General features: G+C 54.0%; 18 protein-coding genes and 1 tRNA gene. 6 read left to right on the forward strand and 13 right to left on the reverse strand.

What is annotated here, in order from left to right:
- Nucleotides 1-24 precede the first annotated feature (24 nt).
- Genes cutA through ACOYA6_RS15165 form a run of 3 tightly spaced genes read left to right on the forward strand, consistent with a single transcriptional unit; the run spans nt 25 to nt 2,643 of the window.
- Nucleotides 25-348, forward strand: a complete 324-nt coding sequence (gene cutA, locus ACOYA6_RS15155) for a divalent cation tolerance protein CutA (protein WP_039028406.1) — start codon at nt 25-27, stop codon at nt 346-348.
- Nucleotides 324-2,021, forward strand: coding sequence for a protein-disulfide reductase DsbD (locus ACOYA6_RS15160; RefSeq protein ID WP_422654942.1), 1,698 nt, complete (start codon nt 324-326; stop codon nt 2,019-2,021). The genes cutA and ACOYA6_RS15160 overlap by 25 nt, the downstream gene beginning before the upstream one ends.
- A 46-nt stretch (nt 2,022-2,067) precedes the next feature.
- On the forward strand, nt 2,068-2,643 hold the full coding sequence (locus ACOYA6_RS15165) for a transcriptional regulator (RefSeq protein ID WP_039028483.1): 576 nt from the start codon (nt 2,068-2,070) through the stop codon (nt 2,641-2,643).
- Here ACOYA6_RS15165 and ACOYA6_RS15170 read toward each other — a convergent pair.
- Both ACOYA6_RS15170 and ACOYA6_RS15175 read right to left on the reverse strand, forming a co-directional pair.
- Nucleotides 2,640-3,230, reverse strand: a complete 591-nt coding sequence (locus ACOYA6_RS15170; protein WP_138370066.1) for a LysE family translocator — start codon at nt 3,228-3,230, stop codon at nt 2,640-2,642. The genes ACOYA6_RS15165 and ACOYA6_RS15170 overlap by 4 nt on opposite strands.
- A gap of 36 nt (nt 3,231-3,266) precedes the next feature.
- A complete protein-coding gene (locus ACOYA6_RS15175; protein WP_039028403.1) occupies nt 3,267-4,109 on the reverse strand; it encodes an AraC family transcriptional regulator in 843 nt (280 codons plus the stop codon).
- 171 nt (nt 4,110-4,280) lie between these two features.
- On the opposite strand from ACOYA6_RS15175, the gene ACOYA6_RS15180 reads away from it, so the two are divergent.
- Nucleotides 4,281-4,356 (forward strand) — tRNA-Phe (locus ACOYA6_RS15180).
- A gap of 222 nt (nt 4,357-4,578) precedes the next feature.
- On the opposite strand, the gene ACOYA6_RS15185 is transcribed toward ACOYA6_RS15180, so the two are convergent.
- Nucleotides 4,579-6,003, reverse strand: a complete 1,425-nt coding sequence (locus ACOYA6_RS15185) for a DUF4832 domain-containing protein (RefSeq protein ID WP_422654943.1) — start codon at nt 6,001-6,003, stop codon at nt 4,579-4,581.
- Nucleotides 6,004-6,231: 228 nt separating this feature from the next.
- Between ACOYA6_RS15185 and ACOYA6_RS15190 the strand changes: the two genes are divergently transcribed.
- Nucleotides 6,232-7,158 (forward strand): glucosamine inositolphosphorylceramide transferase family protein, encoded by a 927-nt coding sequence (locus tag ACOYA6_RS15190; protein ID WP_138370065.1) that lies wholly within the window; start codon nt 6,232-6,234, stop codon nt 7,156-7,158.
- A gap of 121 nt (nt 7,159-7,279) precedes the next feature.
- Nucleotides 7,280-8,296, forward strand: coding sequence for a UDP-glucose 4-epimerase GalE (galE, locus tag ACOYA6_RS15195; RefSeq protein ID WP_422654944.1), 1,017 nt, complete (start codon nt 7,280-7,282; stop codon nt 8,294-8,296).
- Nucleotides 8,297-8,337: 41 nt separating this feature from the next.
- Here the strand turns inward: galE and ACOYA6_RS15200 are convergent, their stop codons facing one another.
- Genes ACOYA6_RS15200 through ACOYA6_RS15245 form a run of 10 tightly spaced genes read right to left on the reverse strand, consistent with a single transcriptional unit; the run spans nt 8,338 to nt 20,022 of the window.
- The gene (locus tag ACOYA6_RS15200) at nt 8,338-8,745 is read right to left on the reverse strand and encodes a hypothetical protein (protein ID WP_039028400.1); all 408 of its coding nucleotides are present in this window, start codon (nt 8,743-8,745) and stop codon (nt 8,338-8,340) included.
- A gap of 2 nt (nt 8,746-8,747) precedes the next feature.
- Nucleotides 8,748-9,860, reverse strand: a complete 1,113-nt coding sequence (locus ACOYA6_RS15205) for a glycosyltransferase family 4 protein (protein WP_138370063.1) — start codon at nt 9,858-9,860, stop codon at nt 8,748-8,750.
- Nucleotide 9,861: 1 nt separating this feature from the next.
- Entirely contained in the window at nt 9,862-11,073 is a 1,212-nt protein-coding gene (locus tag ACOYA6_RS15210; RefSeq protein WP_139564019.1) for a glycosyltransferase family 4 protein, read from the reverse strand.
- The gene (locus ACOYA6_RS15215) at nt 11,073-12,071 is read right to left on the reverse strand and encodes a glycosyltransferase family 2 protein (protein WP_138370061.1); all 999 of its coding nucleotides are present in this window, start codon (nt 12,069-12,071) and stop codon (nt 11,073-11,075) included. The genes ACOYA6_RS15210 and ACOYA6_RS15215 overlap by 1 nt, the downstream gene beginning before the upstream one ends.
- Complete coding sequence (locus ACOYA6_RS15220; RefSeq protein ID WP_039028396.1) at nt 12,068-13,444, reverse strand: hypothetical protein; 1,377 nt, start codon at nt 13,442-13,444, stop codon at nt 12,068-12,070. Before ACOYA6_RS15220 ends, ACOYA6_RS15215 begins: the two co-directional genes overlap by 4 nt.
- Nucleotides 13,441-14,652 (reverse strand): lipopolysaccharide biosynthesis protein, encoded by a 1,212-nt coding sequence (locus ACOYA6_RS15225; RefSeq protein WP_039028395.1) that lies wholly within the window; start codon nt 14,650-14,652, stop codon nt 13,441-13,443. Before ACOYA6_RS15225 ends, ACOYA6_RS15220 begins: the two co-directional genes overlap by 4 nt.
- Nucleotides 14,649-16,769 carry a GumC family protein gene (locus ACOYA6_RS15230; RefSeq protein WP_039028394.1) on the reverse strand — a complete coding sequence of 707 codons (2,121 nt, stop codon included), beginning with the start codon at nt 16,767-16,769 and terminating at the stop codon, nt 14,649-14,651. The genes ACOYA6_RS15225 and ACOYA6_RS15230 overlap by 4 nt, the downstream gene beginning before the upstream one ends.
- 2 nt (nt 16,770-16,771) lie before the next feature.
- Nucleotides 16,772-17,329: a polysaccharide biosynthesis/export family protein gene (locus tag ACOYA6_RS15235; RefSeq protein WP_039028393.1), complete on the reverse strand. Its 558-nt coding sequence runs from the start codon at nt 17,327-17,329 to the stop codon at nt 16,772-16,774.
- Nucleotide 17,330: 1 nt separating this feature from the next.
- The gene (locus ACOYA6_RS15240; protein WP_422654945.1) at nt 17,331-18,617 is read right to left on the reverse strand and encodes an outer membrane beta-barrel protein; all 1,287 of its coding nucleotides are present in this window, start codon (nt 18,615-18,617) and stop codon (nt 17,331-17,333) included.
- Complete coding sequence (locus ACOYA6_RS15245) at nt 18,607-20,022, reverse strand: undecaprenyl-phosphate glucose phosphotransferase (RefSeq protein WP_422654946.1); 1,416 nt, start codon at nt 20,020-20,022, stop codon at nt 18,607-18,609. Before ACOYA6_RS15245 ends, ACOYA6_RS15240 begins: the two co-directional genes overlap by 11 nt.
- Between the last annotated feature and the right edge of the window lie 313 nt (nt 20,023-20,335).

Genomic DNA, 20,335 nt, shown 5'->3' on the forward strand with positions numbered 1-20,335 from the left:
TTTTCGCGATAACGAGGTCGACCTGTGAATATGCCTGACACTGTTGTTGTACTCTGTACCGCCCCTGATGAAGCTACCGCTCAGGATCTGGCTGCCAAAGTCCTGGCAGAAAAGCTCGCGGCCTGCGTGACCATCCTCCCCGGCGCCACCTCCCTTTACTACTGGGAAGGCAAGCTGGAACAGGAGTATGAAGTGCAGATGCTGCTTAAATCCAGCGTGGCCCATCAGCAAGCACTTCTCGACTGCCTCAAATCGCATCATCCTTACCAGACCCCGGAACTGCTGGTGCTGCCAGTGCTCCACGGTGATAACGACTATCTCTCATGGCTCAACGCGTCCTTACGCTGATCCTGCTGCTGTGCAGCACATCAGTCTTTGCCGGGTTGTTTGATGCACCCGGCCGCTCAAACTTCACGCCAGCCGATCAGGCTTTCGTGTTCGATTTTCAGCAAAACCAACATGAACTGAATCTCAACTGGACTGTGAAGGAGGGTTACTACCTCTATCGCAAACAGATCAGCATTACGCCCGCTCGGGCGCAGGTCGGTGAGCTCCAGTTGCCCGCCGGCGTGGCGCACGAAGACGAATTTTACGGTAAAAGCGAAATCTACCGCGGCCAGCTGTCTGTCCCGGTAACGGTCACTCAGGCTGATAAAGGTGCCACCCTGACGGTCACCTATCAGGGCTGTGCCGACGCGGGCTTATGCTATCCGCCCGAAACCAAAGTCGTGCCGCTGAGCGAAGTTACCGCAACTGACCAACCGGCAGTTTCCCCTCTCCCCTCAGGGGTGACGGGCGAAAGCGGCAGTGAACTGCCCTTCTCCGCCCTCTGGGCCCTTCTGATCGGCATCGGCATCGCCTTTACGCCCTGCGTATTGCCGATGTATCCGCTTATCTCCGGCATCGTGCTCGGGGGCAAGCAACGTCTCTCTACCGCCCGCGCGCTGCTGCTGGCGTTTATCTACGTACAGGGGATGGCGCTTACCTATACCGCGCTTGGCCTGATCGTTGCGGCAGCCGGGCTCCAGTTCCAGGCCGCGCTGCAGCATCCGTGGGTGCTTATCGGGCTGTCAGTGGTGTTTATCCTGCTGGCGCTCTCCATGTTTGGCCTCTTCAGCCTACAGCTGCCCTCTTCCCTGCAAACCCGCTTAACCCTGATGAGTAACCGTCAGCAGGGTGGTTCCATGAGCGGGGTATTTGCGATGGGCGCTATCGCCGGGCTGATCTGTTCGCCCTGCACCACCGCCCCGCTCAGCGCGATCCTGCTCTATATCGCCCAGAGCGGTAATATGTGGCTCGGCGGCGGCACGCTCTATCTTTACGCCCTGGGAATGGGTCTGCCGTTGATTCTGATGACGGTATTCGGCAACCGCCTGCTGCCCAAAAGTGGCCCGTGGATGGAAACGGTCAAAACCGCGTTTGGCTTTGTGATCCTGGCGCTGCCGGTGTTCCTGCTGGAACGCGTGATCGGCGATGTCTGGGGGATGCGCCTGTGGGCCATGCTGGGGGTGGCATTCTTTAGTTGGGCATTTATCAGCAGCCTCAGTGCCCGCAAGCCGTGGGTCCGCGTTGTGCAGATCCTGCTGCTGGCTGCCGCGCTGGTTAGCGTGCGCCCGCTACAGGACTGGGTGTTTGGCGCGCCGGCCGCGCAAAGCCAGGCGCACCTGAATTTCACGCCGGTCAGGAACGTCGACGAATTACATCACGCGCTGGCGCAGGCGCAGGGCAAACCGGTGATGCTCGACCTCTACGCCGACTGGTGCGTCGCCTGCAAAGAGTTTGAAAAATACACCTTTAGCGACCCACAGGTGCAAAACGCGCTGAAAGATACCGTCCTCCTGCAGGCTAACGTCACGGCGAACGGCCCGGAGGATAAGGTCCTGCTGAATGAGCTTAAGGTGCTCGGCCTGCCTACCATCCTCTTTTTTAATGCTCAGGGTAAGGAGCAGTCCGCTCAACGGGTAACGGGCTTTATGGATGCCGCCGCATTCAGCGCGCATTTGCGCGATCGCCAACCGTAAACGACACTTTAAGCGGGAAAGTACGAAAGTAACGGAGGAGAAAACCGTGCAACGTGAAGATGTTCTGGGCGCAACCCTGCAATTGCTTGAAATTCAAGGGATAGCCAGCACCTCGCTGGAAATGGTCGCCGAACGAATTAATTATCCTCTGGATGAACTCCGCCGTTTCTGGCCCGATAAAGAGGCTCTGCTGTACGATGCCCTGCGCTACCTCAGCCAGCAGGTGGACATCTGGCGCAGGCAGCTGATGCTTAACCCTGACCTCTCGGCGGAACAAAAGTTAATGGCGCGCTATTCCGCGCTCACCGACTGCGTGCGCAATCACCGCTACCCAGGCTGTCTGTTTATTGCCGCCTGTACCTTTTTCCCGGATCCGGGCCACCCTATTCACCAGCTTGCCGACCAGCAAAAACGCGCCTCACATGACTTTACCCATGAGCTGCTGACCACGCTTGAAGTGGACGACCCGGCGATGGTGGCAAAGCAGATGGATCTAATCCTGGAGGGCTGCCTCAGCCGGATGCTGGTGAACCGCAGCCAGGCAGATGTCGACACCGCCCAGCGACTGGCGGAGGACATTCTGCACTTCGCACAATGTCGTAAAGGGGGGGCGCTGACTTAAGCCAGCATTCCCGCCCATGCAGAAATAAAGAGGCACAGCGCCATCAGGCGCTGGAAACGCACCATTGCCGCAGTGGTGCGAAACAGCCTGTTCACTGCTTTTCCCAGCCATGCCCAGCACAGCAGGCAGGCCACTGAAATCAGTAAAAACCAGAGCGCCATCAGCGCGACGTCCCGTAATACATGCCCCCCTGCAGGAGCAAACAGGCTGACTACCGCCAGCGCCATCATCCAGGTTTTAGGATTGATCACCTGCAAGAGTGCCGCCGCACGCGCGGTAAACCGGGTATGCGTATTACCGGATAAGTTAGCTGCGGGTGCGCAAAACAACTGCCAGCTCATCCAGCTCAACCACAACACCCCGGCCCAGCTCATCCCCTGACGCACCAGCGGATACTGATGCAGCAGCTCACCCGCTCCGGCCCCCGAAATCAGCACAATGGCACTGGCTGCCGCGCAGGCGCTCACCAGCGCAGGCAGGGTTGCCTTCACACCGTGGTGCTGACTGTTGGTCAGAATCAGGATATTGGTAGGGCCCGGCGTTATCGAGGCGACAAAAGCAAACAGCAGAAACGGGATCAGATTCACAGGTGGCTCCTTTTGATAAGAGCCCTGACATTGCCGCTATTTTCTGGAAACGTCTGGAAGGTTTGTGCATAACCGCCGGTAGTGGGCGGGCGTAATGCGATAGGCACGCTGGAACCAGCGCCCTAAATGGCTTTGATCGGCAAACCCCAGCGCCGCCGCCACATCGACAGGCTGATCCCCACGCGCCAGAAGCTGCCGTGCTTTTGCCAGCCGCAGCTGAATGAGCCAGGCATGGGGCGCCAGATGAAACTCGCGCTTGAAGCAGCGGGTAAGCGTAAAGCGATCGGTGCCGGTCTCCCTTGCCAGATCGGAAAGACCAATATTGTCGCCCAGGTGCGCATAGAGATAGTCCCGCGCCCGGTGCGCTACCGCCGCGCTCTGCAGTTGCGAGGGGAGTTTTTTGCGCCAGTAGCAGTGTGACGTGAGCTGGGCCAGCAGATTATCCATCGTGCTTTGCTGCACGATTTTCATCTCGTCGTTGTGCAGCGTGGCAAAGGTGTCGCCAATGATACGCACAAGCTGCGGCTCGCGGGTCAGGGTTTGCGTGAAATGCAGGGAATAACTGCCGGGGGTGGATTCATACAGGCCATGCAGGGTATCGGTCAGCCAGCGCTCGTCGAGGTAGAAGGTCAGATAGGTGAAGCCGCCTGCGACAGGAGCGTCGCCGTCGTGGATCTCACCCGGCTCAAGCAGAAACGCATCACCCGGATGGCTACGATGGCGCTCACGACGGCAATGGAACTGCTGGGTACCGCTCAGGGTGATGCCCACCAGATAGCTGTCGTGCCAGTGCGGATCGTAGGCATGTCCTTCAAAGTGCGCCTTGATCGTTTCAATTCCTGTATCCGCATGCTGTCGCAGTTCAAGCCAGTCGTTCACTGTCGCTCCCCTTTTTCGCTGCCAGCATTGCCCGAGCGTATCTTTCTGTCTGGAAGATTTGTGCAAAATCGCCGCGCAAACCGACAGATTGCCGCAATCTTAAGCAGTTGAACAGGGTTTCCCGAAATAAGGTTGACGACCGTACGCGATTACGGTTTAATGCGCCTCGTTGCCCGGATAGCTCAGTCGGTAGAGCAGGGGATTGAAAATCCCCGTGTCCTTGGTTCGATTCCGAGTCCGGGCACCACTATTTAAAGAACCCGCCTTTTAGGCGGGTTTTTGCTTTTACAGAGCCGGACTCTTCATCGAACTCAGTTCGATTATTCGCCGCCAGCGGCTCACCCCTTCGGGGCCAGCGCGGCAAGCGCGCTGTTCAACGCCTGCGGCGTTAGTCCGAGTCCGGGCACCACTATTTAGAAAAACCAGCCTTAGGGCTGGTTTTTTGCTTTTCAGCTTTCAGCCAAATCCTTCAGTTAATCACGACCGACGACAGCCGATACCAGCCATCACTCAGTTTCCCCTCGTTAGCGAGCTGGATCCGCGCTGTGTTGTTTTTATCCACCAGCGCCACGTCCAGCTGATAGCGTCCGGCCGAAAGGTTATGCGGCGTTGCCAGCTGATAAGCCGAACTGTGCCTGCCCGGCAGCCACTGGCGGATATCATCCCCGGCGCTGCCCTGGGCGACCGTGCTCCCTCGCTGGTCCTGCAGGCGCCAGGCGAGGGTATAACGCAGATAAATCGGCGCCACGCCATCGTTTGACCATTGGCTGGTGAGCGACAGGGCCTGCCCCGCACGCGCACTCGCCGGATGCGTCAGCGACACCACCCGGAAGCGGTAACCTATTTTAGTCAGCGCCTTGTCGACGATATCGCGATACACCTTCGGTATTTCAGTGGATTTGATATTCAGGGTGCTGGCATGCTGCGCCAGCGCCCAGTCAAAGGTCGCCTGTACCTCTTCGCGAGAGTACTTTTGCTCGGTCAGCCATTCCGCCATATGGCCGCAAATCTCCAGGCTGACGGGCGCTTTTTTCCAGGCGTCGTTAAATCCCGGCCAGGCCGCCTGCGCCGCCGTAATACGCTCCGGGTAATCATTGGCCATATGGCTCCAGGTAGGGCTGAAGTTGCGCCAGTCTCCCCAGCAGTCCGCCCGCCAGCCCGCCCCTTTTTTCGCTGCATAGGCGACGGAATCATAGCCGTTGATCAGCATGATCTTAGGCGTGTCAGGGAAGGCACTGAAATGCATATCAACGTAACGGTTGAGCAGCGCGGGGGAATAGCGCTCCTGCAACGGCGGCAGGTTAGGGAAGTTGCTGTTATGCCACTCCCCCCAGGCGCCCACCATCCCAATGTCGATGAAAGCCAGCTCCGGGTGATTGTTGTACCGCGCGCCAAACGCCTGCAGAAGCCGCCGGGCGTAGGCAATATAGGTAGGATCGTCCAGATCGGGGGCAAAGGTTTTATGATCAGGCGTCCAGGTGCCTTTAATCCCTTTGTCGATCAGCCACTGGGGGATCTCAGAGCCTGACTCCGGCCCATCGAGGATCATAAAGCGCAGTCCGACGTTCATGGGCGGTTGATGGGCAGCCGCCGCCGCAAACCCCTCATCCACCAGCGCAAAATTGTACTGCCCTTCTCGCGGTTCGACCTCGCTCCAGTAATAGCGCCGATATTCGAGGCCCGTCGCCGGATAATCCGCAAGGTTTAAGTCCTGATCGTGAAAACGGGCCACGCCGTTCCCGGGATTAGCCAGCGGGCCGCTAATGGCGGGCGGATTCACCGTCTGCAAGGTTTCTGCACTTTCAGCGCAGGCCCAACCCGAAGAGAACATCAGCGCTCCGGCGATAAGCAGTAACAACCCATTTTTACTGCATGGCAGATCGTTTAAGCGCATTGAATCCCCTTTTTACAGTGATTTACTTCTTATAAATAACATTTTATTTCACAGAATATATTCCCGGACTCACACGAATTGACTATTTCCATAAACCTGAAAGGAACTAATGTTGATATGTTACTGCGCGGGAAAAGTGAGTGTCAGGATTCATCTATCATACCTCTGGGCCAACAGACACCGCTTATTTCTGGTTTTATCAATTTTTATCATGAGTAGCATGGTGAAATGTTCAATAAAAATAACAAGCTAATCAAAAAGCTGTTCTTCCATGAGTCCTGGGACATCATGGTCATAAACAGCCACGGCCAGCATGTTTTCCCGGAAAATACGCTGGATATTCTTTGTAACGCTAAAGCACAGCAGCTTGATAAAAAATATATCTTCCAGGCCGATCCTTTTATTATAGATAAAGGCGATCGACTGTATGTTTTTTATGAAGCTTTCTCCTTCCTCAACTCTAAGGGCATTCTGCGTTGCCGTATCCTGAATAAAGACCTTCAGGAGATGGACGACGTTAAGCTTGAAGGCTTTGACGACTTAAAATGCCATCTCTCTTTTCCGTTCCTGTTTGAACTCGAGGGTAAACTGTTCATGATCCCCGAGTCGTCAGAGAGAAAAGAGGTCATTCTTTTCCAGTCCGTCGATTTCCCCGCGCGCTGGGAAAAGGTTAAAGTGCTGGTCTCCGATATAGCCGTGACGGATAACGTGGTCTTTGAGCTGAACGGCGTGAACTACCTGGTCTCCACCACGCTGGATAACGAGCTGGTGATCCACACCTCAGAGGGCATTCTCGGCGACTGGAAGCAAATCTCCCCGGCCCTGGATATCTGTAATGTTCATGCCAGAGGTGCCGGCAAGCCTTACTCGATCAACGACAAAACCTACCTCTTTACCCAGGAGTGCAATCCTGGCTTTTATGGAAAGTCTATCTTCATCAAGGAATTGACCAGCCTGACGCCGCATAAATATGAAGAGAAACTGGTAGGCAAAATAAGTTCGTCGATTAATAACAGTGACGGTATTCACACCTTAAACTTTACCGATAACTATATTGTCTACGATACAAAACACCTGACCTTCAGCCTGCTCTCCACGCTTAAAAAGCTGACGTATAAAGTTATGGTTAATCACCGAAAGCGTCTTTTTAGCTAAGTGACAATATGGGGAATTAGCACTAACCTAACCAGTGTCACAGGATAAAAAACTGCAAAAGAGCGTCTATATTCCGCCACCCCGGTGCGCGGACGGATGCGGGCTTTTTAGGGGATTTATTATGGCAATTCTGGTTACGGGCGGTGCAGGCTATATTGGTTCACATACGGTGCTGACATTACTGGAGCGAGGAGAAGAGGTCGTTGTCATAGATAATCTTTCTAATGCTTCGCAGGAGTCGTTAATCCGGGTTGCAGAATTAACGGGAAAACAGCCGGTGGTTCATATCGCTGATATTCTCGATCGCGACGCGTTAAAAACGCTTTTCACTCAACATACCATTACCGACGTCATCCACTTCGCGGGCCTTAAATCTGTTTCCGAGTCTATTGCCCAGCCGCTCGCCTATTATGAAAACAATGTGGTCGGGACGATGGTCCTTCTGGATGAAATGCATCAGGCAGGCGTGACCAGTTTAATTTTCAGCTCGTCGGCCACGGTTTATGGCAATCCTGACGCCGTTCCCCTGAGCGAGAAGTCCCGCACCGGCGGTACCACGAACCCGTACGGCACCTCCAAGCTGATGGTAGAGCAGATTTTGCGGGATTTCGCGGCCGCGCAACCGCAATTCAGGATCGCCTGTCTGCGCTATTTTAATCCGGTGGGTGCGCACCCTTCAGGGCGCCTGGGAGAAGATCCGAACGGTATTCCCAATAATCTTGTGCCCTATATTTCTCAGGTTGCTATCGGCAAGCTGGAGTGCCTGACCGTCTTCGGCGACGACTATCCGACGCCTGACGGAACCGGCGTTCGGGATTACATTCATGTGATGGATCTGGCCCACGGCCATCTGGCCGCGCTGGATCATAAAGACGAAGGCGAGGCGTTTAAGGTCATCAACCTCGGCACCGGCATCGGGTATTCGGTAATTGACCTGATCAAGGCATTCGAAAAAGCCGCCCAGACCAGAATCAATTACCGCATCGTCGGCAGGCGTTCCGGCGACGTGGCAGAGTGCTGGTCGGATTCGTCGCTGGCGCGCCAGCAGCTGGGATGGCAGGCCACGCGCAACCTGGACGAGATGATGCGCGACGCCTGGAACTGGCAGAAGAACAATCCCGGGGGTTACAACGCCTGACGTTCAGCTGAGCAAACAGGTGCCATCAGGCACCTGTTTTTTTACTGATATTTAAGACTGAGCCACCAGTCCCAGATCCCGACGTGGAAGTTCTGGAAGACGTCTATTCCCAGTGCCGATTTGATCATGTACAGCGTCAGCAGCACGCAGCACAGCAGGAACAGCGTGGCGAACAGAATGAGGAAGGTCACCACGATGCGTGACAGTTTTGACTCCGGGCGGGAACGCGCGCGGAGGTCCCGTCCCAGTAAGAACACCATATAGAGGCGTTTGCCGAAGAAAGGAAAACTTTTACGGAAATCGATCCGATGCCGCGATGCCAGGGTAATCGAAACGATGGCGTCCTCGATCTCCTCTTTTTGCTCTGGGGTCAGCTGAGCGGCAACGTTCTTATCAAGCACTTCGTAAAAACGATCGATAACTATCGGGTTTCTGGGCTTACTGGTCAATTTTAACCTATTGTTTTATCTATTTTATGGTAGACAGAGACGGTTTTTCTGGCGATTTCGTCCCAGTTGTAACGCTTCAGAAAATCACCGTAATCCACGCGCGGCAGGTTCGCCTGGCTTGCCATTTTCCGGGCTAAATCCGCGATGTTCCCCAGCTTAAAGCTGGTCTCATCCGGTAAGCCGACCTCGAGATTGGGCAGAATATCGCTTACCACCACCGGGAGCGAGTAGGACATCGCCTCCAGTAGTGCAATAGGCAGCCCCTCATGGTACGACGGCATCACAAAGAGTGAAGCCTGAGAGAAGACAACCTGCAACTCCTCACCTTTTAAAAATCCCGTCATCACCACGCCCGGCGTCTCAAACGCGAGCTGCTTCAGACGCAAACTGTATTCCGAGGGGTGATCCGAATCCCCCACCAGCACCAGCGGCAACGTCAGGCCCGACTGTTGATACGCGGCGATGGCGTCATGCATCCCCTTCTCTTCAACGAATCGCCCGACCATCACGATATAGCCCCCGGGCTGCAGATCATACCGCCCGAGGATCCTGTCAATCGTCTCGTTATCCAGCGGTTCTGGCACCTTCACGCCGTTATAAATCAGATGCGCATCATAGCGGTAGTATTTCTGCTGGATCAGCTGGTTGATCACCTCAGAAATCACAATCACTTCACTGGCGTACTTCACCGCCACTTTCTCACCGAGCATCAGGATTTTTTTCGCCGTCTTGCCCCACTTCTGGCGATCGTAGTCCGGCCCATGATGGGTAAAGACCACGCGTTTGCCCAGCAGGCGTAACAGCGGCACCACGAGGCCGGGTCCGATGGCGTGAACATGAACAATATCGGATCGATCGAAGAATGTCCTCAACGCAGCGATAACAGAGTGCACGATGGCCTCAAAACTGCGTTTTTTAGGTGCCCACAGCGCCAGCGTCTCGACGTTTTTGTAGCTCGAGCGCCGGTAAGGTACATAGGGAGACCGGGCAATGACGCAAATCTCCACGTCATACTGCTGGCGAATAGCCGGATAGAGATGCTGACAGTGGGTTTCGACGCCGCCCAATACATCGGGGATCCCGCGGGTACCCAACACCGTGATTTTTTTTGCCATGTTATCGCCCGTCGAGCAGCTCGCGGTACAGCGACTGCAACGTTTCCATGTGCTTACGCAGTGAGTATTTCTGGCAAAGCCGTTCCCGGCCTCTCAGCCCCATCTCCCGGGCCTGCTGCGGGTTTTCCGCTATCACGTCCAGCGCATCGGCCAGATCCTGAGCGTTGCCAGGTTCAAACAGCAATCCTTCCACACCGTGTCGAATCTGCTCCGGGATGCCGCCAATGCGGGCCCCCACCACCGGCCGGGCGAACGACATCGCCTCCAGCACCGCCATCGAGCAGTTCTCATAACATTCTGAGGGCAGCACCACCGCCCGGGCGTTTTTAATCAACGCATCCAGCCCCGGTCCCTGCTGCACATAGCCCAGGAATTCCGCATCGGGGAAGTTCTTAACCATGTCGTCATGCAGCGGCCCGTGGCCGACCACTTTTAACGGCATTTTGTTGCGCATAAGCTGATGCGCCCGGGTCAGCGTCGGCACCCCTTTTTCGCGGCTCAGGCGCCCGACGTAGAGCAGATACGACTCATCAGGGCTCTCTTCTGGCGGCTTACCGTCGTCGATGCCGTTCACGATCACCTCGATACGGGACTTCGGCAGCGAGCGCTTCAGCTCGTTACGCAGGAACTCGCTCGGGGAGACAATCACGTCCAGCGCCTGATAATTTTGCGCGATGTACTGCCAGGTGGCCTCTAAGGAGAGCAGCAGGCTCTTCGCCGCCGAGCCCTCCTGGCAGCGATAGCGAAACGCATTGAACACGGTGCCGGTCACGCAGGCATCGCACACCTTGCCGTCGCGCAGCATGGAGTACGACGGGCACATAATTTTATAGTCGTGGGCGGTTAACACCGTCTTACAGCCGAAATCCCGGGCGACCTTGATCAGCGCCGGCGTCAGCTGGTGATAGATATTGTGGAAGTGGACGATCTCCGGGCGCGTCTGCTCCAGCAGCGCCCGCATTTTTTTGCAGGCTTCCCGGTTGTGAATAAAGTTGATGGCGGTTTTAGCCCCGGCCAGCAGACCACCCTCTGTATGGTAATCCACGTTGGTGACAAAGTAGTCCGCATAGTCAGAGGGGAAGTTTTTCTCATGCTGCATCGAGAAATCGATCACCTCCACGCCGGCCTCTTTCAGCATGTTGCGTTCCTGAAAATAGACCGTTTCAGCTCCTCCTTTGATAAAGAAGAACTTATTCACCAGTAAGACTTTCATTACTCTCCCTGCTCACGAATAACTTTATTGCCCGGTGGCACCCTGGGGTCGCGGAGCGGATGAAAAAGCCCTTTGACCAGCCCGGCAGAGAGCACCGCCAGATTGATTACGCTGTTGAGGCCGTTTTTTAATGAGCGGTTGCGAATGGTTTTCAGCAGGATAAAGGCCAGCAGCGGCAACAGCGCGATATCGATCAGGCTGACGTCGAAGGTAAAGAACACAATCAGCACGATAAGAATGTAACTTGCGAAGATGACTTCGTTTTTCACCAGCATCAGCGCGTCGCGGAACCAGGGTTTACCCCACGCGCTGCGCAGCAGCTCCCCCGGCGCCTGATGGAAACCGCTCTTCCAGCGATAGCGCAGCATTTTGAAGGTCGGCATTGTGTAGGAGGTGTGCCGGAAATAGGGCACGTTCAGGCGATGCAGTTTGTAACCCGCGGTCAACAGGCGGATCCCCAGCTCCGCCTCTTCATAGGCGTGCAGGCTGCGGTTGGTTAAGTAGCCAATGTCGGCAATCGCCGACAGGCGGTACAGTCCGCCGCCGCCCAGATGGTCGCAGTCGCCCAGGGGATAGATCTTATTAATGCGCTGCTTGCGGGAGGTGAATTCATAGTTTGAAGCGTCGTCCATCTCCACCGTCCCGGCCACGCCAGCGTACCCAGGATTTTCCTGCAGAAACGCCACCGCCCGATCGATGAATCCCGGCTCCAGCTCCATATCGCCATCCATCAGCAGGATGAACTCACCTTCGCTGTGAAGGTAGCCCAGCTGATGCCCGACGCCGCAGCAGCGGTCTGCCGGTTCGGTTAACGACACCACCATCACCCCTTTATCGCTGGCCAGCTGCTGGGTGTTATCCGTCGAAAGACTGTCGGCAACGATAATTTTATGCGGATACTCAGCAATCTGGCTGCGAATACTGTCGATGGTTTTCTCTATACATTCGGCTTCGTTAAACGTCTTAATACTTACGGTAATAAACGGTTTGTACATCAATAGAGCCCCGTATAACGGCGTACGGTCCGGCGAATGATCAAGCTGGAACCTAATGATAAATAGAACAAGAATTGCAGCATTGGCACGATCATCAGTATCTGGCTGTAGGGAATACTGAGCAGACAGGCGATTGAAAAAACGTTAAAGGCCGGCGCAAAGCTCAGCAGCCGGAGATCCTGCTCATCAATCTGGTCAACCGACAGCAGCGGTTCAGGCTGAACCACTTTCAGAATATAGACAAACAGCCCGATAAAGATGACGGTCCCCACCACCCCGACTTCCCAGAGCAGCATACTCATGGCGGTACTGTCGAGGGTCAGGTTGTAGATCTGGTTCAGGAAACCCGGCGAGAGGAAGCTGCCGCTGTTGGTGGCATTCAGCCCGTAGCCGAACAGCGTGCCTGGCAACCCCGACAGGTCGTTATGCTGTAACCAGAACGTCAGGGTGGTAAAACGCCCTATCTCCCCGCCCGGCAGGATGAAGTTCGGGTCGAAAATGTAGCCCAGTGAGTCAAAGAACACGGCGAAGGGGTTTTCCGACGTGTCGATGCCATAGGCGGCGCTATAGCTGTAGGCCAGGATGACAATGGCCAGGCCGATCAACAGCACCATCGACACCAGAATAGACAGCAGCACGGCCAGATTCACCTTGCTCGCCTCTTTGACCCAGGAAGGCATGATCCACACCCACCCCAGCAATAACGGCGACAGCAGGATCACGAACTTCACTTCACCAATAATGCACATCACAAAACCCAGGATGATATGCAAGGCCATGTTTTTAAAGCTGGTCAGCCCATGCTTATACTCCGAGACTTTCAGCAGCATGATCAGCAGGCAGAACAAGCCCATCGCTGCGGTGTTCCCCCCACCCATCGGGTCGCCCCCGAACGTTCCCACCACGGAGTCCCATTTTTCCTCTTCGCCATGCAACGCCACGCGCTGCGGCACCACAAAGATGAGCTGGTAGAGCGCAACCGGGAACTGGAGATAAAAAATCCAGTACAGGCCGCGCGTGACCTGGTAGATCTGCGATTCCCGGCAGAACCCCAGCAGCAGGCAGAGCATCACCAGCGAGAGGGCAATCTCATTCTTAAACCCGATAAGGGTGATGAGCGCCCCGCCCTGAAACAGGGTCGAGATCCCTGCGAGCAGGATAAAAGAGAGATACAGCGTCAGGACAATGGCTTCCTGCGCATCGAGGCGCACGGGTTCGTGACGGGTCTGCAGAAGCAGGAACGCCGCCATCAGCATCGTTAAGAAGAAGGGCAGCCACAGCACCGTCAGCTCACCGGTAAAATACTGCACCAGCCCGCAGAAGATGAGGGTCAGCAGGGTGAACGTTTGTAGGTAATGTCCGGTATTAAGATTCATGATGCCACTGACCCGTTTTTCAGAATATCGGCGCGCTTATTCACCTTCAGATAGATGAAGGCGTAGCGAATGAACGTCAGAATCGAAAATATGATGATGGAGGTCGCATAGTCATTGTAGAAGTACGGGACAACGACAAACGCGATCCCCACGATCGCCAGTTGTTCGAGCTGGATCCGCAGGAAGTAGCGGTGCGAGCCGAAAATCAGCTCAATCACCGTCAGCGGACAGACCGCCAGCGCCGGGAACAGGTACGGCAGCATGTAGCGCGAGGTGGGTACGGAGGCGATCCACTCCTCGCTGAAACCGAGATTCATCACAATCGGATAGAAGATAAAGACGCCCAGGGTGCAGATCACGCCCAGCACCAACAGCAGCAGGCGGACCTTTGTGTACTCTTCGTAGTTGAAGACGTTGTTTCTGAAATCAATCGACCATTTCGAGAAAATGGTATTGCGCACCGCATTGCCGACAATCACCACCGGAGCCAGGCAGAAGCGGCTGACCACCGAGAAGTAGCCCGCCGTTAAGGCCGAGAACCAGAAGTTGATCAGCATGATCGGCAGGTTGTTGTTAGCCATCGCCAGCACTTCGGCACTGCCCACTTTGGTGATGTGGTGGATATTTTTTTGCAGAAACGCCAGGTTACTGGAGGGCGACAGGTGATGCAGCGCGACGGTGCGAATATCAAATGCCCGCAGGATGCAGGCGCTGGTCAGCGCCATCATCAGGATCGCCCACATCCAGTAAAACGCCATCACCTGGTGGGTGAGCAGCACGGACACCACCACCACCACCGAGACGGAGATGCGTTGCACCACCAGAAAGCGAAAGTTCGCCGTGCGCAGCGACAGATTCTCGGCTATCAGCACCCAGGTATTCGAGAGCGTGAGCAGGTAGAGGAAAAGGACATTCTGATGAAACAGCCAGCCCGTCAGTACGGCATACGGAATGGCGATGGTCAGGCTTTGCAGCAGACAGAACACCACGTTCTGGGCCAGCTCGTCATCCTGTTGTCTTGGGATCAACAGCTGCGAGGCAAAGGTACAGACCTGCGCCCCGATCAGGGCAATGCTGTAGTTGAGCGCGTAGAGCCCAACCTCGCCAAGATCGTACTTATGCGAAATGAGCCAGATCGACAGGGCACCAATCAGTTGTGATATGACTGATGACCCCGCGATCGTGGAGGCGCTCTTAAGGAGACTCATGCCTGGCCTGTGTTATTCATCAGTTCGTGGGTATGGTAATTCAGCGAACGCAGCCCCTCTTTGCTCTCCAGATTTTTATCCACCACCTGATTCAGCACCCCGCCGATAATCACGTTGTGATCGTTGGCCGCTTTCTCAATGGCTGGCCCAATCGTGTCGGCCGCGTTCAGACCCGCTTTCAGGACAAAGATCAGGCCATCCGTCACCTGGCTCACCAGCTGGACTTCCTGGCTCTGATTCACCGCCGCCACATCGACGATAATGCGCTGGTAGCGGCCACGCAGCGAATCGATCAGCGGTTTCAGCCGTTCAGGCGACAGCAGCAGCAGCGCGGAGACCGGGGTATTGCCGCGCGGCAGGAAGTCGAGATTCTCGCTCATCTTCACCAGCACGTTTTCGGTCGCACTGTCGCCGCGCAGCACTTCTGCCACGCCCGGCGCCTTCGGTGAGCCCAGCTCGCCCGACAGACCGTCGCTGTTGAAGAAATCCATATCGATAAGCAGCGTTTTCTGGTCAAAGCTAAAGGAGTTGGCCAGCAGGTTCGCCAGCAGCGTCCGCCCCTCTCCACCTTCCGCCGACGTCACGGCAATGACCTGCAGCGGATGGCTGTTCAGCATGATCTGCGTGCGCATGCTGTGAATGATGTCGGCATTCAGCGGATCGCTGGCGATCAGATCGCGGATTTTGCTGCGCCCGCCCACCCCTTTAAAGCGGCGGATCTCACCCAGCGGCAGCAGATTCAGTCGTTTCTGCATCTGGCTGAGGGTATTCACCGATTTGTCCGTGGCGGTTTTCACCATGATGTACATCGTGTAGAAAAGCATCACCAGCAGCACAATCATCAACATCAGCAGCGGCTTATTCGGTTTGGCCGGAAGCGCAGCGGGTACGGCCGGATCGTAGATCTCCGCATCAGCATCGGAATAAGAGCCGGGTAACGCCAGCTCCTGCGTGCGCTGATAGGCCATCTTGTACATCTCTTCCGTTTTATCCAGCGCCAGCTTCAGGTCGTTGTATCCATCACGTTTCATAGACAACTTCTGGAAGTTCGCTTTCTGTTCTTCCAGCTGCTTCTGATAATTTCTTTCGTCCGCCAGCGCCGCCTCGTAGTTCTGGCGTAATCCGGCTTCCTGCTCCCTGAGCGTCATCGCCGTTTGCGCCTGGATTGCGCTGATACGGGCCCGAGCCTGGATCACTTTGTCGTACTGGGGCCCGTAGGTTTTTTCCAGCTGCGAAAGCTCGCTGTTGGCCTGGATCAGGGCGATGCGTAAATCCTGGATCTGGGCATGGTTTGAAATCGACGGCAGCGAGATGGCTCTCCCCCCGCCGGAACGAATCTCGTTATAGACAGATTCAGCCGCCACCCGGCGCTCGGTCGCATTCGCCAGACGGTTGGTGATAATGCCCATCTGTTCCGTCTCAAAACCATCCACGCCGCGGAAGGTCAATAACCCCTCTTTCGCCAGATAGCCATCCAGAGCGGACTTTTGTTGCGCCATCTGCTGCTGAAGTTCCTGAAGCTTCTGCTGGTTATCATCCCTCGCCTTCGCCGTTTTTTGCTGCTTGAGGGCCAGGGTGTAATTGATAAACGACTCGGCGACGCCGTTAGCCACATCCGCCGCCAGCTGCGGCGACGTGGATTCATAGGAGACGGTGGACAGATGGGTGGTGCGCACGTTGCTGATGGTGAGATCTTTCATCAGCGTTTTCAGAGCATGATCTACCCGCTGCTGTTCGTTCTCAGGGGTTGCGCCAATGCCCGCCCCCTCGCCGTTAAACGCGGGGTTCTGATCGAGTTTCAGCGTGCGAATGGCCTGCTCAAGCACCACGCGCGACTGCATCAGCGCGGTTTGTGTTTCGTAATATCCGTTACGGGTGGAGTCATAGCCTTCCACTTTCTGGAAAGGTGAAACATTGTCCGGCTGAGCTTTGATCAGTACCGTGGCGGTGGAAACGTACTTCGATGACATCAAACTCATTAGTGGCCAGGCAATCGCCCCGGCAACGATGCCGGAGAGAAGGATTTTCCAGGAGTTCTTTTTAATTTCTCTGGCAAATCTTGCGATATCGATAGCGCTTTCTCGCTTTTTGCCATTTTCCACTATTGATAGTTTCATGGTCAGAAGAATCCTGTGCCAATAATGACGAGATCGCCCGGGAGTACGGAGTGCGTAACATCAACATTTTCGAGTAACTCACCGGTGGATGATTGACGAATTTTGAGATCCGTACGGTCTGCACGATCGGTATAACCCCCAGCAAGGGCGATGGATTTCTCCACGGTCATACCTGGCTCGTAGGAATAGCCATTCGGGTTCTCAACTTCACCAGAGATATAAAACTTACGGAATTCAGCGATATTGACCGTCACCATGGGATTAAGCACAAAACCTTTGCGCAGGCGTTGCGTAATTTCCGCATCCACCTGGCTGGCGGTTTTGCCCTTTAATTCCAGCTTGCCAATATAGGGGTAATTAATAGCCCCACTGTTATCAAGTACTACTTTCATGGTCAGGTCAGGCTGCCCGGCAACGTTAATGTTGACGATATCACCCGAGCCCAGTAAATAATTTCCTGAATCCACTACGCTATTGTCCATTAACGTCGGCTGCGGTGATTTGCATCCGGCGAAAACAAGGCTGAGGAGTAAAAATGCGCACAGTTTCATTATTTTCATTTTAAATCTGAACCTTAGCTGTAAGCATAATCAAAGATTGATCATAGCCCAACGTTTCAGTCACGATGCGATCGTCGTTGGGGCCGATGGTAAACGTATCTGTATCTTTATTAGACTTAAGCGTATCAAAATGATATTCCACACCAACGTTAAACGATGGGGTGAAGTCATAACCTACGATAATTGAAAACACGCTATTTTTGTCATGGCGGTCCTTGTCCTGATCTTTGTAATCCTCTGTAATATATGCGTAATCAAGCAACGTCGTTAACCGGTCGTTCATCCATAAATGTTTGTAGGAAATGCCGTACTCAGTAAGTAAATTATATCCGCCCGCTTCGGAAGGATCCTTAATACTTTGTGATGTTCTTAACGTAAACAGCGACTGCTGAAGCGGTCTCCACTCACCCAATATATCCCAGTTAATCCCGTTGAAATCCTTCGACCCGGGGTTATTCTCAAAAGTTTTATAGAGCCACGACACGTTCATATCAACATTCGTTTTGCCCGTAAGCTGGGACTGAATGCCGTAACGCAAATAATATTCATTACTGTCTTTTTGTGAGTCATGATCGTAATGAAACTGGTTAGTAATAAAACTATAGCGAAAACGCGTCTTAGATGTGTACTGATCGAAAATTTCTGCAATCAGGGTATTTTCGGTCCACTCCTGCTCGCGGATATATTGTGCAAAGTCCTCATCCTTGCTTTCAACCTGGCCGGTATTACCAAAAGACCATCTGCGGTGCATTAACGCCAGGTCAGCCCTTCCCCGTCCGTCGGGTGCACCATAACTATAGCGCAGCTCGCTGTTGAACAAATTGGTGGTTAACGGCGACGTTACGCCAAATTCACGGAACTGTTCCGGCAGGAACCCTTCCGTCACGCCACGCCCGCGCTCTTCATGGCCGAGGGAATCTTCCAGCGTCAGGCTCAGGCCATGCATCAGCCCATAACGCCAGTCGCCCTTTAAGCGGAAAAAGTGATCGTCATAATCATCCGCAGAATCGCTGGAGTAGTGACGATAATCCCCGGTGTACATCAGCAGATACTTGTCCTGGCCACGCTCGCCGTTCAGGGACAATACAGGCTTGAGGCTCTGAAAGTCAGAGCCTTTCGCGTCGCTATCCTGAGGCTGGAAGGTCACATTATCGTTATGCCCATAGTTCACCCCGACATTGCTTTGAAAGTCGATACCCGCCCAGCCAATGTGTGATTTTGGCGTTAATTCTGCTAACGCGACCGGAGACGCCATAATCCCAGCGATAATAATAATTTTAGTATGCATTCTTACCGACAAATCCCTTAAAAATGGTTTTAATGATGATTTTTATATCTAACCAAAAGGACCAGTTCTGAATATATTCAATGTCGTACTGGACTCGCTTTTCCATTTTATATAGCGCATCAATTTCGCCACGATAGCCATTAATTTGCGCTAAACCTGTGATCCCAGGCTTCACTTTATGGCGAATCATGTAGTTCTCGACCTGCTTACGGTAAAGCTCGTTGTGCGCCACGGCATGGGGCCGTGGGCCGACAATCGACATATTTCCCTGAATAACATTGATGAACTGCGGTAGCTCATCCAGAGATGTCCGACGTAAGAATGCTCCAAAGCGCGTGACCCGGGGGTCATCTCGTGTCGCCTGTTTCACCGTGTCGGTATTTTCCATAACTTTCATGGTCCGGAACTTCCAGACTTTGATCTTCTGCCCGCTCAGACCGTAGCGATCCTGTTTAAAGAAAACCGGCCCGCGAGAGGTGAGCTTGATACCAATGGCAATGACGATCATTAACGAGACAATCATTACCATAATCGCGCTGCCGAGCACCAGATCTTCTGCGCGTTTTATAAACGCCCCTCCGCCATCCAGAGGCGAGGTGAAAATACCGATGGTTTGTAAGTTATGGATGGAGCGTATCTGTGAGGTATTGGTGCTGTAGGCGTAAAAGTCCGGCACGATCCAGGTATTTACCGTGGTATCGGACATCATGGCCAGGAAATGGCGTATGCGCTCCAGCGCCACCATCGGCAGGGCAATGTAGATTTCGTCGACCCTGCCAGCCTTGGCTTCTTCGACCAGTTTAATTACGGGCCCGTTATAAGGGCTGGTAATTCTTTTCGCCAGTTCGCCCAGTCGCTCCGGGCCGCGTTCATCGTAGAAGGCCAGCTCCAGCTTCACGTCCGCATATTCCAGACGCAACGCCTTTTCCGCGGCCAGGCCGTTATCGGTAATCCCGATAATGGCAACTCTGATGCGCTTCTTAGCGGAAAGTTTGAAAATAATCAGGCGGACGACATAAAGAAAAGGGATCGGCGAGGCATACCATAACGGCATCGCGGGAATGTTGCGCACGTCGATAAAGGTTAAGTAGCCCAACGAATATAATTTGGCAACGAGAATGCGTACCATGCCGATAAAAAGAATGGCGAAAAAAGCCGTCAGGAAAAGCCGCCGCTGGTTGCGTAACTTGTTGTTTTTAGGTCGATACAAATAACACTGCGTGTACTCGCCAAACAGTAAAAATGCGGTGGAGTATAATAGGCTGATCAAAATTACAGTGTCGAAAGACTCCATTTTCAACCACCAACCACTGAGCATCAGAATTAAATTAATTGAGAAGAAATCAATTAATTTAATGAATACTGAGTAACCTCCATGGGTGATCTTTTGCGAATTTCTCAGCATGTCCTGACCTACTTATAATTAAGCATCGGTATTATTTTTTTGTTGTGCTAATTGCACCGGTAAGCGTAGTAAAAATAAAACACGGGTCCGCGCAGGGAGGCGCAACCTAAATGAGTCAGCATTTTAGGGTCTGGCTGGGTTCACTGCTATGTCGGTGTAAGACTCGGCATACACATCCCTTATAGCGCTGAAGCGTCGGTTTTATAGAGACATCTGTTTATATACAGCGTAAGCACTATTCAATAAAACCGCCAACAAACTTTAGTTGTATTCCGTTCAGGAATGAAAAAAGCGATTACGCAAACTAAAGGCA

Source organism: Leclercia barmai (genome assembly GCF_049312895.1).
GTDB lineage: Bacteria > Pseudomonadota > Gammaproteobacteria > Enterobacterales > Enterobacteriaceae > Enterobacter > Enterobacter barmai.